The 15,164-nt window shown below is 71.5% G+C and carries 11 protein-coding genes; 2 read left to right on the top strand and 9 right to left on the bottom strand.

Features of this window, described 5'->3' with window-relative positions; all coding sequences use genetic code 11:
- Positions 1 to 40: 40 nt before the first annotated feature.
- The 8 genes from ACZ5AJ_RS14585 to ACZ5AJ_RS14550 all read right to left on the bottom strand — a co-directional run bounded on the left by ACZ5AJ_RS14585 (position 41) and on the right by ACZ5AJ_RS14550 (position 11,084).
- Positions 41 to 1,765, bottom strand: coding sequence for an ABC1 kinase family protein (locus ACZ5AJ_RS14585; protein ID WP_464135762.1), 1,725 nt, complete (start codon positions 1,763 to 1,765; stop codon positions 41 to 43).
- Positions 1,766 to 1,845: 80 nt separating this feature from the next.
- Positions 1,846 to 2,742, bottom strand: coding sequence for a LacI family DNA-binding transcriptional regulator (locus tag ACZ5AJ_RS14580; RefSeq protein ID WP_464135761.1), 897 nt, complete (start codon positions 2,740 to 2,742; stop codon positions 1,846 to 1,848).
- Positions 2,743 to 2,753: 11 nt separating this feature from the next.
- A complete protein-coding gene (locus tag ACZ5AJ_RS14575) occupies positions 2,754 to 5,354 on the bottom strand; it encodes a glycoside hydrolase family 2 protein (RefSeq protein WP_464135760.1) in 2,601 nt (866 codons plus the stop codon).
- A complete protein-coding gene (locus ACZ5AJ_RS14570) occupies positions 5,351 to 6,211 on the bottom strand; it encodes an ABC transporter ATP-binding protein (RefSeq protein WP_464135759.1) in 861 nt (286 codons plus the stop codon). Before ACZ5AJ_RS14570 ends, ACZ5AJ_RS14575 begins: the two co-directional genes overlap by 4 nt.
- Positions 6,208 to 7,233 (bottom strand): ABC transporter ATP-binding protein, encoded by a 1,026-nt coding sequence (locus tag ACZ5AJ_RS14565; protein WP_464135758.1) that lies wholly within the window; start codon positions 7,231 to 7,233, stop codon positions 6,208 to 6,210. Before ACZ5AJ_RS14565 ends, ACZ5AJ_RS14570 begins: the two co-directional genes overlap by 4 nt.
- Positions 7,230 to 8,309 (bottom strand): ABC transporter permease, encoded by a 1,080-nt coding sequence (locus ACZ5AJ_RS14560; RefSeq protein WP_464135757.1) that lies wholly within the window; start codon positions 8,307 to 8,309, stop codon positions 7,230 to 7,232. Before ACZ5AJ_RS14560 ends, ACZ5AJ_RS14565 begins: the two co-directional genes overlap by 4 nt.
- 9 nt (positions 8,310 to 8,318) lie before the next feature.
- Entirely contained in the window at positions 8,319 to 9,305 is a 987-nt protein-coding gene (locus tag ACZ5AJ_RS14555; protein WP_464135756.1) for an ABC transporter permease, read from the bottom strand.
- An 84-nt stretch (positions 9,306 to 9,389) separates the two neighbouring features.
- Positions 9,390 to 11,084, bottom strand: coding sequence for an ABC transporter substrate-binding protein (locus ACZ5AJ_RS14550; RefSeq protein ID WP_464135755.1), 1,695 nt, complete (start codon positions 11,082 to 11,084; stop codon positions 9,390 to 9,392).
- 182 nt (positions 11,085 to 11,266) lie between these two features.
- Here ACZ5AJ_RS14550 and ACZ5AJ_RS14545 point away from each other — a divergent pair, with 182 nt between their 5' ends.
- The gene (locus tag ACZ5AJ_RS14545) at positions 11,267 to 12,520 is read left to right on the top strand and encodes an ROK family transcriptional regulator (RefSeq protein WP_464135754.1); all 1,254 of its coding nucleotides are present in this window, start codon (positions 11,267 to 11,269) and stop codon (positions 12,518 to 12,520) included.
- 73 nt (positions 12,521 to 12,593) lie between these two features.
- Here ACZ5AJ_RS14545 and ACZ5AJ_RS14540 read toward each other — a convergent pair whose 3' ends face one another.
- The gene (locus ACZ5AJ_RS14540) at positions 12,594 to 13,352 is read right to left on the bottom strand and encodes a DinB family protein (RefSeq protein WP_464135753.1); all 759 of its coding nucleotides are present in this window, start codon (positions 13,350 to 13,352) and stop codon (positions 12,594 to 12,596) included.
- Between the two features lie 138 nt (positions 13,353 to 13,490).
- Here ACZ5AJ_RS14540 and ACZ5AJ_RS14535 point away from each other — a divergent pair, with 138 nt between their 5' ends.
- Complete coding sequence (locus tag ACZ5AJ_RS14535; RefSeq protein ID WP_464135752.1) at positions 13,491 to 14,579, top strand: helix-turn-helix transcriptional regulator; 1,089 nt, start codon at positions 13,491 to 13,493, stop codon at positions 14,577 to 14,579.
- Positions 14,580 to 15,164: the final 585 nt, after the last annotated feature.

Here is a 15,164-nt window from a genome sequence, read left to right as displayed (position 1 = left end):
CGGGCGGTCGTCAGGACGGTCGTCGGGACGGTCGTCGGGCTCAGGGCCTGCTCAGGCCGCGTCGGACGAAGCGGGCCGCGCGGCGCGCGGGCCCCGCCCCGGCGGCGAGATAGGCGCCGGCGAGGGCCGCCGCTCCGCCGGCGCCGAGCATGAGCGGGTCGCGCAGACGCGCCCTGCCGGGCTGGGCGGCGAGCACGCTGCCGAGGCTGATCAGCAGCGCACTCATGGTCATGCCGACGACGAGCCGGTCAGCGGTCGCCTCCACCCTCTCGACGAGGGGCTCGAGGTCCTCGGCATGCAGCCGCACGTCGATGCCGCGGCTCTCGTAGTCGTCGAGCAGGCGGGAGGCCCGCCCGGGCAGCTCGGAGCCGAAGCGCAGCGCCCGCAGACTCGCGTCGCCGACCTGGTGGGCGATCGCCTGGGGGCTGAGGATCTGGACCATCGCCACCGGGATCACCTCCTCGAGGACGCTCGAGAGATGGAAGTCGGGATCGAGGACGACGGCGCTGGACTCCGTGAGCACGAGCATCCGCAGCAGGGTGGAGACGTCCGGCGGGAGCTGCAGCCGGTGGCGGCGCAGCAGGGCGGTGATGCGTCCGACGATCGCCGCCATGGAGACCTCCGCGAGGGGGTCCCGGGTCAGGGTGTCCATGAGCGCTGCGACGTCGGACGTGAGCCGCCGGCGGTCGACGCCGCGATGCGGGGGCGCCAGGTGCAGGAGCGCCGACACGGCGGCCTGGTCATCGCCGTGGCTGAGGGCCAGCAGCATCCGCAGCAGGTCCTCCCGGACCGTCGGGCCGAGCCGGCCGACCATCCCGAAGTCGATCAGCGCGATCACGCCGTCGTCGCCGACGAACATGTTCCCCGGATGCGGATCGGCGTGGAAGAAGCCGTCGACCAGCACCATCGTCACGAGGGTGCTGGTGGCGGAGCGGGCGAGCGCGGGCCGGTCCACGCCCGCCGCGTCGAGCGCGGCGGTGTCGGTGATGCCGATCCCGCCGACGTCCTCCTCCACGAGCACCTCGGAGGTCGACAGCTCGGTGAGGACCCGGGGCACGCGCACGGCCGCGTCCTCGGCGAGGTTCTGGCGGAACTGCTCGGCGTTGGCCGCCTCGGTCCTGTAGTCGAGCTCGCCGCGGAGGGTGCGGTCGAAGGCCGCGACCAGCGCCTCGACGTCGATGTCGCGGGCGAGGTCCCATTCCCGGGCGGCGAGCGCGGCGAGGGAGCGCAGCAGGTCCAGATCCGCGAGCACGTCCTCGCTGACACCGGGCTTGCGGACCTTGACGACCACGTCGGACCCGTCGGCGAGCCGCGCCCGATGGGCCTGGCCGATGGAGGCGGAGGCCAGGGGTGCGGGGTCGATGCCGGCCAGGAGCTCGTCGGCCCGATCCCCGAGCTCCCGCTCGATCACCCCTTTGACCTGCTCGAACGGGATCGCAGGGACATTGCTCTGGAGGTGCTCGAGCTCCCGGGTGTAGTCCTCCGGGAGGAGATCCGCGCGGGTGGAGAGCATCTGCCCGAGCTTCACGAACGTCGGCCCGAGCTCCTCGAGCGCGCGCCGCAGGCGGACGGGTCCCGGAACCCGACCAGCCTGGTCCGATCCCGCACCGAGCTCTCCGCCGCGCCCTCCCCCGCGGCCTCCGCGTCGCGGGCGCAGCAGGTCGGGGATGCGCTCGTGCAGACCGATCTGGTCGGCGAGCGCGGGCAGGCCGTTGCGCACGAGCACATCGGCGATCTGGCGGTAGCGTGATGTGACGGCGGCCATGCCCGACATGCTATCGGGGCTGGCCGCGCCGCGGCCCCGCCCGGTCGACCCAGCCTGCCGCGCAGCGCGCACTCGAGCAGTCAGCGCACGGTTCCGCGCGCGTCCAGGAGCGGGACATCCTGGACGAGGCGGAGCATCCGGGGCGGACGAGCCAGCAGAGCCCCGGCGGCTCGGGCGACGTCCACCCCGATGCGATGCGGATCCCGGTCGATGACGGCGAGCGGCGGCTCATGGGTCTGGCAGGCGGCGGAGTCGTCCCAGGCGACGATCGACAGGTCCTCCGGCACGCGCAGGCCGGCGGCGGTCGCCTCGGCGCAGCCTCCGATCGCCATCGCATCGTTGTCGTAGACGACGACCGTCGGCCGCCCCCCTCCGTCGGATCTGCCGGGCCGATCGGACCTGCCGAGCCCGTCGGGCCCGTCGGCCGCGGCTTCGAGGCCCAGCAGCGACCGGGTCGCGACGGCTCCCGCGGAGGCGCTGTAGTCGCCGTCGCGGGAGAGGACCGGCAGGTCGTGCTCGCGCATGAACTCCTCGTAGGCCTCCTGCCGCCAGCGGCTGTGCAGGAGCTCGGGCGGCCCGCCCACGTGCGCGATCGCGCGGTGGCCGCGGGCGTGCAGATCCTGCAGCAGCGTGCGCATGGTGCCGCCGTTGTCGACGGCGACCATCGCGACGGCGTCCCGGACGGGCTCCTGCCGCACGTCGCCGATGACGACCAGGGGCAGCCCCAGCCGTGCGAGCTGCGCGGGTCGCGGGTCGTCCACGCGGAGGTCCTTCAGGACCAGCACGTCGACGAGGCCGCGCTCGGCCCAGCGGTCGACGGTCTCCCGCTCCTCGTCGGCGTCGCGGGCGACGTGGCTGAGCACCGCGTCGCCCGCGCGCAGGGCGGTGTCCTCGAGCCCGTGGAGGACCTGCGTGTAGAACTGCTCGGCCCGGGCCGACCACACGGAATCAGGGATCGTGATGCCGATGGTGCCCACGGCCGTCTCCTTCACCCCCGGTCGGCGAGGGCCGGATCGCCGCTGCGGGCTCGGGCTCGGGCGACCAGGTCGTTCGCGCTGTAGAGGACATCCTCGCGCACGAATCGTCCCGGTTCGGAGGTCGCCGAGGTGCGGATCACGATGGTCGCGCTCTCACCGGCGAGCAGGGTCACGAGCTGCCGTTCGGCGACCGCGTCGGGGTCGACCTTGTCGGCCAGCACGCAGATGTCGCGCACCGTCCCGCTCGCCTCGAGCGCCACCTCGACGCCTCCGTCGACCGCCCTCGCGGTCGCCGTCAGAGCATCCGCGGGGAGGGCGGAGTCGACGTCCTCGGCGAAGGGGTGCACGGTGCGCTCCTCGCGCCCGTCGAGCTCGACCACGAGGACCTCGGAGGCGGCGTCGTCGGGCGTCGCGAGCTGCGCGGGCACCGGCTCGGTGGCGGCGCTGCGCGCGGGCACGACGACGTCGATCACGGCCTCGGCGAGCACCTCGCCCGCATGGGTCTGACGGCGCAGGCGCAGCGTCGTGGCGAGCTCCTCGGCCCGGTCGTTGCCGACGCTGACCACGAGCCCCTCGGGACGCGGCTGCACGGTCACCAGCAGCGGCCGGTAGAGGTCGCGCAGGGCGTACCAGAGCAGCTTGCGGCGCCGGTCGCCGTCGACGGCGGCCCAGCTGGTCACGGGCCAGCAGTCGTTGAGCTGCCAGACGATCGTGCCGCCGCACACCGGCCAGTGGGAGCGGTAGTGCCCGATCCCGCAGATCAGTGCGCGGGCCTGGTTCAGCTGCATGGTGGCGTGGAAGTCGTCGAAGCCCTCGGGGCGGGGCAGGTGCCTGGCGATGCCGCGCTCGAGCTTGTCCTGGCCGCCGATCGCCTTCTGGTGGGAGAGCATGGTCGGCGAGTCCTCGACGAGCGGCCGCTCCGTGATCGCCCGGGCGACGGTCGCGTAGTTCGCAGGCCCCTGGTAGCCGAACTCCGCGGAGAATCGCGAGACCGTGTCGCGGTAGCGCTCGTAGTCGTTGTCCTCCTCCGACGCCCAGGCGACCCAGTTGTGGATCGAGCCGTGATCGGGGTTGCGGGGATCCTCCGGGAGCGGCCGCGAGTAGGGGCTCGTGGGCGTGTAGCTGCGAGTGGGGTCGAGCTCCGCGAGCAGCGAGGGCAGCAGCTCCGTGTAGTAGTGCAGCCCCCAGCCGGTGCCCTCGGGCAGGACGTCCTTCCAGCCCCAGTGGTAGTAGCCCTCGACGTTCTCGTTGCTGCCGTTCCAGTGCACGAGCGCGGGATGCCAGGCCAGGCGCACGATGTGCTCACGGGCCTCGGCCTCGATCTCGGAGCGCAGCGGCTCCAGCTCGGAGTAGGCCGCGCAGGCCATGGCGAAGTCCTGCCAGACCAGCAGCCCCAGCTCATCGCACAGGTCGTAGAGGACGTCGGACGCGTACAGTCCACCGCCCCAGATGCGCAGGATGTTCATGCCGGCGTCGACCGCGTCCTGGATCGCCGCCCGGTAGTCCTCGTCCGTCAGACGCACGGGGAAGCAGTCATCGGGGATCCAGTTGGCGCCCTTGGCGAGCACCGGCTGGCCGTTCACCACGAACTGGAAGCCGGTGCCGATCTCGTCGGCCTCCTCCACGACCCCGGCCGTGCGGAAGCCCACGCGGTGCTCGCGCACATCGCGCTCGACGCCGTCGGCCCCCAGCAGACGCATCCGCACCGTGTAGAGCGGCTGGTCGCCGTAGCCGCGGGGCCACCACAGCTGCGGATCGGCGACCTCGAGCGCGAGCGAGAGCTCGTCGTCGCCGGGATCGGCGCCGTCGGCCCCGGTCCGCGCTCTCGCCTCGGCGACCACCGCGCCCGACGGGTCCGCGAGGGTCGCGACGACCTCGAGCACGGAGGCGTCCAGCAGGTCGGCCCGCTCGGCGACCGCCGCCAGCGCCACCCGGCCGACGGCGCCATCGGGGCCGTCGGAACCGTCGAGGCCCTCGACCGTCACCTGCGGGCGGACCTCGGCGAGCCGCGCCGAGGACCACTCCTCGAGCCCGATCGGACCGGCGATGCCGCTGGTCACCAGCACCGGACCCCAGTCCCAGCCGAAGTTGCAGGCCATCTTGCGGATGGCGTTGTACGGCAGCTCGTTGCCGACCTTGGGCAGATCGCCCAGCACCTCGATGTTCTCGCGGGCGGTGCGCAGCGGCGAGGCGAAGCGGATCTCGAGCTCGTTGTCGCCCTCGACCAGCTGGTCGGTGACGTCGAAGCGCCACGAGCGGTGCTCGTTCTGCACCTCGGCGATGCGCTGACCGTTGAGCACGACCGTCGCGGCCGTGTCGAGGCTGCGGGCGACCAGGTCGGCACGGTCCGCCCCCGAGGGCGCCCAGGCGAAGGAGGTGCGGTAGACGACGTCGCACTCGCCGGTCCACGCGAGATCGTGCTCGTGGCGATCGAGGTACGGGTCCTCGATGAGTCCGGCGTCGAGCAGGTCGAGGATGAAGGTGCCCGGCACGGTCGCCGGGATGCCGTCGACGGGGAAGGGCGCGGGACCGTCCTCGACGGAGACGGTCCACCCGGCATGCAGGTCGGTGCGGCGCACGGCGGGCGCGATGACGGCGGGAGCTGCGGTCACGGGGTGTCCTCCAGGGGAGCGAGATGGTCGGGCATCGGGACCCCGCGCCGACGGGCCTCGGCGAGGAAGCGCGGGTTGTTCCCGGGTTCGGGGGCGGCCACCAGGAGCTTTCTGGTGAACTCCGCCTGCGGGTTCAGGATGACCTCGTCGGCATCGCCGCGCTCGACGACCTCCCCCTTGTACATCACGAGGATCTCGTCGGAGAAGTGGCGGGCGGTGGCGAGGTCATGGGTGATGTAGAGCATCGCGAGGTTCTCCTCGCGCTGCAGGCGCGCCAGCAGGTTCAGCACGCCCAGACGGATCGACACGTCCAGCATCGACACCGGCTCGTCGGCCACCAGCACGCTGGGCTCCGGGGCGAGCGCCCGGGCGATGGCCACGCGCTGGCGCTGCCCGCCGGAGAGCTCGTGCGGCTTGCGGTCGATGAAGTCCTCCGCCGGGGTGAGGTTCACGCGCTCGAGCAGCGCGCAGACCTTCTCCCTCACGTCCTTGCGGGTGGCCTTGCCGTGCAGCAGGAGCGGCCGCTCGATGTGGTGGCCGATGCTGTGGAACGGGTTGAGGGAGGCGAAGGGGTCCTGGAAGACCATCTGCACCTCGTCCCGGTACCGCTCGAGGGCCTTGCCGCGGGTCCCGATCGGCTTCCCGTCCAGGGTGATGGTCCCCGACGTCGGCCGCTCGAGCTGCGAGAGCAGCTTGGCGATCGTCGACTTGCCGGAGCCGGACTGGCCGACCAGGGCGACCGTCCTGCCGGGCTCGAGGTCGAAGTCGACCTTCTTGACGGCCTCGAGCTTCGAGAACCTCAGTCCGTTGCGGATGGTGTAGGTCTTGCACAGGTCGGTGACGCTGAGCGTGGTCATCGTGCTCCCTCCGGGGCATCGAGGTCGAAGCCCGCGCGCACGAAGTCGCCGGCCTCTCCGGTGAGCGAGGGGAAGGATCCCAGCAGCTTGCGGGTGTACGGATCCCTGGGCTCGAAGTAGAGGTTCTCGGCGGTGTCGAGCTCGACGATCCGCCCGGTGCGCATCACGGCGATGCGGTCGGAGATCTCCAGCAGCATCGGCAGGTCGTGGGTGATGAACACGACCGCGAAGCCGAGCTCCTGGCGCAGCCGCAGCACCTCCTGGAGGATCTCCCGCTGGACCACGACGTCGAGCGCCGTGGTCGGCTCGTCCATGATCATCAGCTGCGGATCCAGCGCGAGCGCCATGGCGATCATGACCCTCTGGCGCATGCCGCCGGAGAGCTCGTGCGGGAACGCGCTGATGCGGGAGCGGTCCACGCCGACCAGCTCCAGCAGCTCCTCGCTGCGCTGCCGGCGCTCCTCCTTGGTCATGTGCGGACGATGCGTGGTGAACACGTCGCCGAGCTGCGTGCGCACGCTCAGCACGGGGTTCAGGGAGTTCATGGCCCCCTGGAACACCATCGCGACCTTCGACCAGCGGAAGGCGCGCAGCGTCTCCCCCTCGAGCCCGAGGACGTCCACGTCCTCGCCGCTCTCATGGTCGTGGAAGACGACGGAGCCGGAGGTGATCCGCGCCGGCGGACGGTGCAGCTGGTTCAGGCCGTAGGCGAGGGTCGTCTTGCCGCAGCCGGACTCCCCGGCGAGCCCCAGGATCTCCCCGCGACGCAGGTCGAAGGAGGCGTCCTGGACGGCATGCACCGGGTTCTCGACCTCGTACACGATGTTCAGTCCGGTCACGGTGAGCACCGGCTCGTCGACGACGGGCGAGGCGCCCGCGCCGGTGCGGTCCGTCTCGAGGCTCGCGCGGAGCTCCTCCGGGCCATCGGCACCGCCGGGGGCCGACGACGGGGGCTCCGCTGCGGCGCCCTGCTCGGCGAGGACCTCGTCGGGGACGGCGGGTCCGGTCATCGGCGTGCTCATGCGGTCGCTCCTTCGCTCTCGGCGGCCTTCCGGGCGGCCTGCTCGTCAGCCTTCTCGTCAGCCTTCTCGGCGTCCCGGTCGGCCCGACGGACCTGCTTGGCGGCCTTCGGGGCGCTGCGCAGACGGGGGTTGATGATCCCGTCGATCGAGAAGTTGATCAGGGACAGTCCGCCGCCCAGCAGGGCGATCATCAGGCCCGGCGGCACGAACCACCACCAGGCACCCAGGGTCAGGGCCTGCGCGTTCTGCGCGTAGAACAGCATCGAGCCCCAGGTCTGGGTGCCGACGACGCCCAGGCCGATGAAGCTCAGCCCCGCCTCGCCGAGGATCGCGGTGATCAGCGCGAACACGAAGCCGCTGGACATCACCGGCAGCAGGTTCGGCAGGATCTCGACGGAGATGATCCGCCACGGCTTCTCGCCGGCGATGCGGGCCGCATGCACGTAGTCGCGGGTGCGGATGGACAGCGTCTGCGAGCGCAGCACGCGGGCCGAGGCCGCCCACGAGGTGATCGCCAGGATGATCGCGATCAGCAGCAGCCCGCGCTGCTGGACGTAGGAGCCGATCACGATCATCAGCGGCAGACCCGGCAGGATCAGCACGACGTTCGTGAACAGCGAGAACACCTCGTCGAGCCAGCCTCCGAGGTACCCGCCGAGGATGCCGAAGAAGGCCGAGAGGAACAGGGCCAGCGCCGCGACGATGACGCCGACGGTGAGGGATCCGCGGGTCGCGTAGGCGAGCTGGGCGAGGACGTCCTGGCCGGTCTGCGTGCTGCCCAGCAGATGCCCGGCGCGCGGGCCCTGCATGCCGTCGTTCGAGATCGCCAGCGGATCCTGCACGAAGAACGGGGCGATCAGCCCGAACAGGACGATGGCGATGACGATCCCGCTGCCGACCAGCAGCGACGGCGTCAGGTTGCGGCGCAGCGCCGCCCGACGGCGCTGCGCGGGCGTGGTCGGCGCCGAGGAGCCGCCCGCACCGCGGGACGCGCCCGCGGCGGGCTCCCCCTGGCCGGGATCCCCCTGGCCGTGGGCACCGGAGGTATCAGCGGTCTGCTCTTCCATGGTGGTCATGTCGCCTCCTCAGCCCCGGACCCTGGTCCGCGGGTCGATCACGCCGTACAGCAGGTCCACCACGAGGTTCGCCGCGAGGACGGACACCGTGATGATGAGGAACAGGCCCTGCATGAGGGCGAAGTCGTTGTTGTTCACGGCCTGGAGCATCGTGTAGCCGATGCCCGGGTAGGAGAACACCGTCTCCACGACGATCGAGCCCGAGACCACGAAGCCCAGGGAGATCGCGAAGCCCGACACCGAGGGCAGCACCGCGTTGCGGGCGGCGTACATGAACATCACGCGCCGCGGGGACAGGCCCTTCGCCTCGGCGGTGAGGATGTAGTCCTCGCTGAGGGTCGAGACCATCATGTTGCGCATGCCCAGCAGCCAGCCGCCGAGCGAGGAGATCACGATCGTCAGCGCCGGCAGGAAGCCGTGGTAGATCGCGTTGGAGATGAAGGGGTAGTCGAAGGCGGGACGCACGAGGGTGACGTCGTAGCCGCCGGAGACCGGGAACCATCCGAGGTTCACCGAGAGCACGTACACGAACAGCAGCGCGAGCCAGAAGTAGGGCACGGCCTGCAGGATCGTGGTCGAGGGGATGAGCGAGTCCAGCCAGCTGCCGCGCTTCCACCCGGCGAAGGTGCCCAGCGTGATGCCCAGCAGGAAGGTGATCGTGGTCGCCAGACCCACGAGGACGAGCGTCCACGGAAGGGACGCCGCGATGATCTCCGTGACGGGCGTGGGGAAGTAGGTGACCGAGATGCCCAGGTCGCCCTGGAAGAGGCCCTTGAGGTACTCGACGTACTGGACGATCAGGGGGCTCGAGTCGTCAGCGCCGAGCATGACCTCGATCGCCTGCCGCGTGTCCGCGGTGACCGGTCCGCGCAGCGCGAGCTTCGCGAGCACCGCATCGACGGGACTGCCGGGCAGGGCCCTGGGGATCAGGAAGTTCAGGGTGATGGCGGCCCAGAAGGCCACCAGGTAGAAGCCGAGCTTTCTCAGCAGATGCACGGGTATCGCATCCTTCCGGGAGGTGAGCGTGGACGAGGCGGTCGCCGCCGACGGGCCCTCGCAGGGACCCGTCGGCGGCCTCGCTCACTCCGCGGGGACGACGGCCTTCAGCACCTGCGCGTTCGACGGCGCGGACCAGGACATCGGGTACACGTACAGGTCGTCCTGCGTGGGCCAGCCCGTGATGCGGGAGCTGTTGTACTCGGTGAGGCTCGAGCCGATCAGCACGGGGATCGCGGGCAGGTTCTCCGACAGCTTCTTCTGGATGGTGTAGTAGGCCTCCTTCTTGACCTCGATGTCGGTGGTGCCTGCGGCGGTCTCGAGCGCCTCGTCCACCTCCGGATCGGAGAAGCGGGTGACGTTGCCGTAGGGGTTGCCGTTCTCGCCGACGGGCAGCGTGCTGTCCGTCGCGAAGGTGTTCATGTACGGGTAGTACGGGTCCGGGGCGGTTCCCTGGCCGACGGCGTCGATGACGAGCTGGTAGGTGCCCTTGGCCTTCGCGTCGTTCCACTCGTTGACGGAGACCTGCTGGGGGATCAGCTCGATGCCGACGCTCTTGTACTGCTCGGCGAGCGTGTCCAGGGCGGTCACGTAGTCGGACCATCCGGTCGGGCAGCTGACGGTCATCGAGAGCCGCTCCCCGTCCTTGGCGTAGATCCCGTCACCGCCGAGCTCGTAGCCGGCGTCCTCGAGGATCTGCGTGGCCTTGTCGACGTCGGCGTTCCAGGGGGCGTTCTCGATCGACGGGTCGATGAACTCCGCATCCCTCTCGGGCAGCGCGAACGACGGCGAGATGTCGCTGCCCAGGCCGTAGAAGGCGAGGGTGGAGAGCTGCTCGCGGTCCATGCCGTAGTAGAGGGCCTGGCGGACGGCGACGTCGGTCTGCGGTCCCTCGCAGCCGAGATCGGCGTTCGAGGCGGCCATGAGGCAGCACTGCGAGATGCCGGTGTTGGTGTAGCTGAGGTCCTCGTCCGCCTCCACGTGGGCGTCCAGGTCGGGGATGGAGGTGGACATGTAGTCGACCTCCCCGGCGAGCCACTTGTCAGTCGCCGCCTGGTTGCCCGACAGGGCGATGCAGCGCACGCCGCCGATGGCGGGGACGCCCTCCTCCCAGTAGTCCTCGTTGGCGGAGTAGAGGTACGACTCGTTGGTGTAGTCGGAGAACTTGAAGGCGCCGGTGCCGATGGGCTCCTCGTTCGCATACGTCGCCAGGTCGTCGACGTCGCTGAACAGGTGCTCGGGGATGATCCAGGTCAGGCCCAGGGCGTTGGCGCCCTCCGTGAAGGACGGCTCCTGGTAGCTGATCACGACCGTGCGCTCGTCGGCGACCTCGGCCGACGGCGCGGTCCCCGCGGGGTTCAGCGCCTCGGTGTCCTTGACCTTGTTGAAGGTGAAGGCGACGTCGTCGGCCGTGAAGGCCTCCCCGTCGTGCCAGGTCACGCCCTCGCGGATCGTGACGGTCAGCTGGGTGCCGTCCTCGTTCCACTCGTAGGACTCGCCGAGCAGCGGCACGAACTCCTGGTCGATGGCCTGGAGGGGGTCGATGTAGAACAGGGACTCGTACAGCACGCCTTGGACCAGCGAGATCACCGAGGGCGAATGGGGGTTGAAGTTGCGGGTGAACTCTCCGTTGCCGGTGAAGGTCGTCGCGATCGGCAGCGAGCTGCCGTCCTCATCGGTTCCGTTGTCGAGGTTCGAGGCCTGCCCGCACGAGGCGAGGGCGAGAGGGGCGGCGCTGACCGCGGTCAGCTTGTAGAGGTCCCGACGGCTGAGGTGCATCTTTGCTCTCCTTGTCAGCGCTCCGCTGCGCTTCCGTGTCTGCGTCATCGCAGAGCGCGTCGTCATCACGCTTACTTCATTCACTTAATGAAGTACGTGTATCGTCGCGATCGCAGGAGAATCCGTCAAGGGGGTCGGCGCGGTCGCCCCGTCACGAGATGGTCACGACATCGGAGGTTTCCATGACGGCCAGCGGCGACCGGAGGGCATCGGCGACCGACGCCGCGATCCTCGAGACGGTCCGACGTCGCGCGGAGACCACGCGGGTGGAGCTCGCCCGCGAGCTCGGCCTCACCCCCGCGACGATCACCTATGCGGTCAAGCGACTGATGGGCGCGGGGCTGCTGGTCGAGACCGGGTTCGCCCGCTCCAACGGCGGCAAGCGCGCCTCGCTGCTGCGGCTGAACGACCGCGCACGCTGGGCGGTCGGCTGCACGATCGACGCCGGCCGGCTCTCGATGGTCGCCGTCGACATGACCGGTGCGCTGCGATCGCGCGCCGTGCTCCCGCTGCCGCCGCGCCCGACGGTCGACCTCCTGATGGAGTCGCTGCGTCGCGCCCTGGAGATGATGGACCCGTCCCAGGGAGTCTCCCGGTCGACCACCGGCATCGGCCTGGCCACCGGCATCTCCACCGGCCCGGTCGACAGCATCGCGACGGCCGCGCCCGGTGGGCCGGACGCCCTCGGTGGGCCGGACGCCCTCGGTGAGTCGGCCGCACCCAGCGGGCCGGCCGACGGTCCGGAGCTGACCGCGCAGCTGCTCGCGGCGATGGAGGCGGACCTGGGGATCCCCGTCGTCAGCGCGAGCACCCCGGTGTGCGCCGCGCTCGGGAGCTTCTGGAGCGGGGAGCAGCCGGAGACCGGACTCAGCGCCACGCTGCACATGGACTCCGGTCTCGCCCTCGCCCTGCTGCTGGACGGCGCGCCCCTCCGCTCAGCTGCGGGGGCGACCCTCGACCACGCCTGCATCGACCCCTCCGGCCCCGCATGCCCCTGCGGCCAGCGCGGATGCCTGAGGCTGTACGCCTCAGCGCAGGCGATCGTCGACGCAGCGGCCCAGGAGCCCGGCCTGGCCGACGACCTGGGCCTCGCACTCACCCCGGATGCCGTCACCGCCGATCTCGTGCTCGTCTCCCTCGCCGCCAACCGCGGTGAGGACCGGGCCCGCGCGGTCCTCGAGGCGGCCATGCGCGCGATCGCCCAGGTGCTGAGCACGGTCACGAGCGCCCTGGGCGTGGATGCCCTGACGCTCAGCGGCGCGGGCATCCAGGCGGCTCCGGTGCTCGCCCATCGGATCGTCGGCGAGCGCGTCGGCGCTCCCGGGGTCCCCGGTCCGCGCACGACGGTCACCGTCTCGCAGGTCCAGCCCCATCCGGCCGCCGTCGGTGCCGCCGTGCTGGCGCTGCAGCGGTCCCTCGACCCTGCTCGAGCCTGAGAACGGGCCGCCATCGTCCAGCGCCGCCGCCCTGGGGCGCGGACCGCAGTCCTGGGGTGCGGACCGCTGTCGCTCAGCGCCGGTGCGCGAAGAGGTCGCGCAGGAGCGCGATCTCCGCGAGATGGTGGATCAGCTCCCGGTTGATGTGCGCGACGAGCGTGGCCCGGGAGTACTCCGCCCACGGACCTTCCGCCTCGCCGACGGCGACCTGCAGATCGTCCGCGTCCCAGCGGCGGACGCCCTCGATCCAGCGGTCGTGCTCGGTGTCGAGCTGAGCCAGGGCACCCTCGGCCGTGGCCGCATAGTCCCAGCTCATGTAGTCGGCCGCGGGTCCGCCATGGTGGCTGTGGGTGCGCGTGGCGAGGACCCCCACGATGATGTGGCCGAGCCGCCAGGCGATCGTCGTGAACGGCGCCGGCGTCGGCTCCGGAACCTCGAAGTCGATCACCAGGTCGCCGCTGCCGGCCTGGAACCGTCGAGGCAGCTCGGGATCGTCGGCCTGGGCGGAGCCGTCGGCCTGGGCGGGATCGTCGGGCCGGGCGGAGCCGTCGGGCCGGGCGGATTCGTCGGGCCGTCGCGGATGGACCGTCCAGATGTCTCCGTCGCCCGTGGGGTCGAAGAAGTACTCCTCGTCCGTGAGCCCCTGCAGCCGGGGACGCAGGTGCTCGTGCCAGTGCAGCTCGATCTGGTCGATCAGGACGGTCGGCAGATCGCCGTCGCGTCCGCGCTCCGTCCCCGCGGTCGCGCCTCCGGACGCACCCGCTCCCCCTCCCGTCGTTCCCGTCGTGATCCCTGCCGTCGGCCCTGTCGTCGGCCCTGTCGTGGTCGCCATGGCGGACCCTCCCTGCTCGTCGTCCGGGCCGGGTCGGCGCCGACCGTCGGACCGACCGACGCTCCGTCCCGTGCTCGTCCCCGACGATCCTCCCCCTGGCGGACAGCTCCTGTCCGCGGAACGGGGCAGACTGTCGGCATGAGCGAGGTGACGAAGCGGGCCCTGCGGCTGCTCGCGATGCTGCAGTCCCGCACCGTGTGGACGGGGCCCGAGCTCGCGCGCGAGCTCGGGGTCACGACCCGGACGGTGCGTCGGGACGTCGACCGGCTGCGCGAGATGGGCTACCCCGTCCTGAACTCCGCAGGTCACGGCGGTGGATACCAGCTGGGCGCGGGGCGTGAGCTGCCGCCGCTGCTGCTCGGCGAGCAGGAGGCCGTCGCCGTGGCGGTCGGCCTGCGTCTCGCGACACGATCAGGCATCGAAGGGCTGGACGAGGAGGCCCTGAGAGCCCTCGCCGCGCTCGATCGGATCCTGCCGCCGAGGGTCCGTGCCGAGGTGTCGGCGCTCAGCGACGCGGTCTCGGTGGTCTCCCGACGGGCGCCGTCGGCCCGACCCGAGGTCCTGCTCGCGCTCGCGGCCGCGGTGCGCGATCGGGTCCGGGTGCGCGTGGACTACGAGAAGGGCGACGGCGAGCGCGGCGAGCGCCGACTGGAGCCCTACCGGATGCTCGCGATCGAGTCCCACTGGTACCTGTTCTCCTGGGACCTGGATCGCGAGGACTGGCGCACGTTCCGCCTGGACCGCATGCATGAGGTGCACGCGAGCACCTTCGTCTTCGCTCCGCGGCCGACGCCCGACATCGAGGCCACGGTGCGGCGCTCGATCACCGTCTCCCCCTACGAGCACGAGGCGGTGGTGCGGATCCGTCGGCCCGCCGAGGAGATCGCCCCGCTGATCCCGGCACGGACTGCGAGCGTCATCCCCGAAGGCGGGTCCGTGCCCGAAGGCGGGTTCGTGCCCGAAGGCGGGTCCGTGCCCGATGGCGGGTCCGTGCCCGATGACATGACGAGTGCTCACGGGAGAAGGGATCGCCGGCCCGGGGATCGCGGACCGGGAGACAGCAGGGCCTGCATCGTGCGGATGGGCGGGGATCTTCCCTGGGTGGCGACGCGGTTGGCGCTGCTGGGCGAGCCCATCGAGGTGATCTCCCCGCCGGAGCTCGCGGAGACGCTGCGCGAGCTGAGCGCCTGGGCCGGGCGCGCCGCGGCGACGACCGACCCGAGCTGACACAGGTTCTCCTGGCCTGCCGAGGCCCGCTTTCCCTGATTCCCCCGCTTGCCCTGACTCCCGGGCTCTCGCGCTCTCGGACTCTCGTGCTTCCGGGCTCTCGGGCTCTCGCGCTCCCTGGTCGGCCATCCGAGCGAGCAGTGTCCGTCTACCACCGTTCAAAAGGCGTTCAAGCGGTGGTAGACGGACACTGCTCCCGGGCACTCCCCCCGGACGATGAGGGGCGGGAGCGTGCCGGGACCATTGCCAGCGCCTCCCCCGGGCGCCGACGACCGTTCCCGGCACGCTCCCCGTGCCGACCGGTCCCCCGACCGGTCGGCCCATCCCCCTCGGCGATCCCCCTCGCCGACTCCCGCACCCGACGCAGCGAATCTACGGACGTTCCCGCGGGAACGCGATGGGGAGGAGTCCCTGGGGAGAACTCCCCATCCGCGACGAGGTTGCAGCGAGCGAAGCCAGCGCCGAGCGGGGCCCCCTACGAACGGAGACGCTCCGGCAGGCGGTCGGCGTGGGCGGCGATCTCGTCGTCTGCGGGCATCGAGCGCAGGAAGCGGAACACGTCGCCGGGTCCGGCGGTGCCTCCAA

The sequence above is a fragment of the Brachybacterium zhongshanense genome (assembly GCF_055385755.1).
The sequence above is the reverse complement of the archived record's forward strand: the minus strand, read 5'-3'. Positions and strand labels throughout refer to the sequence as shown.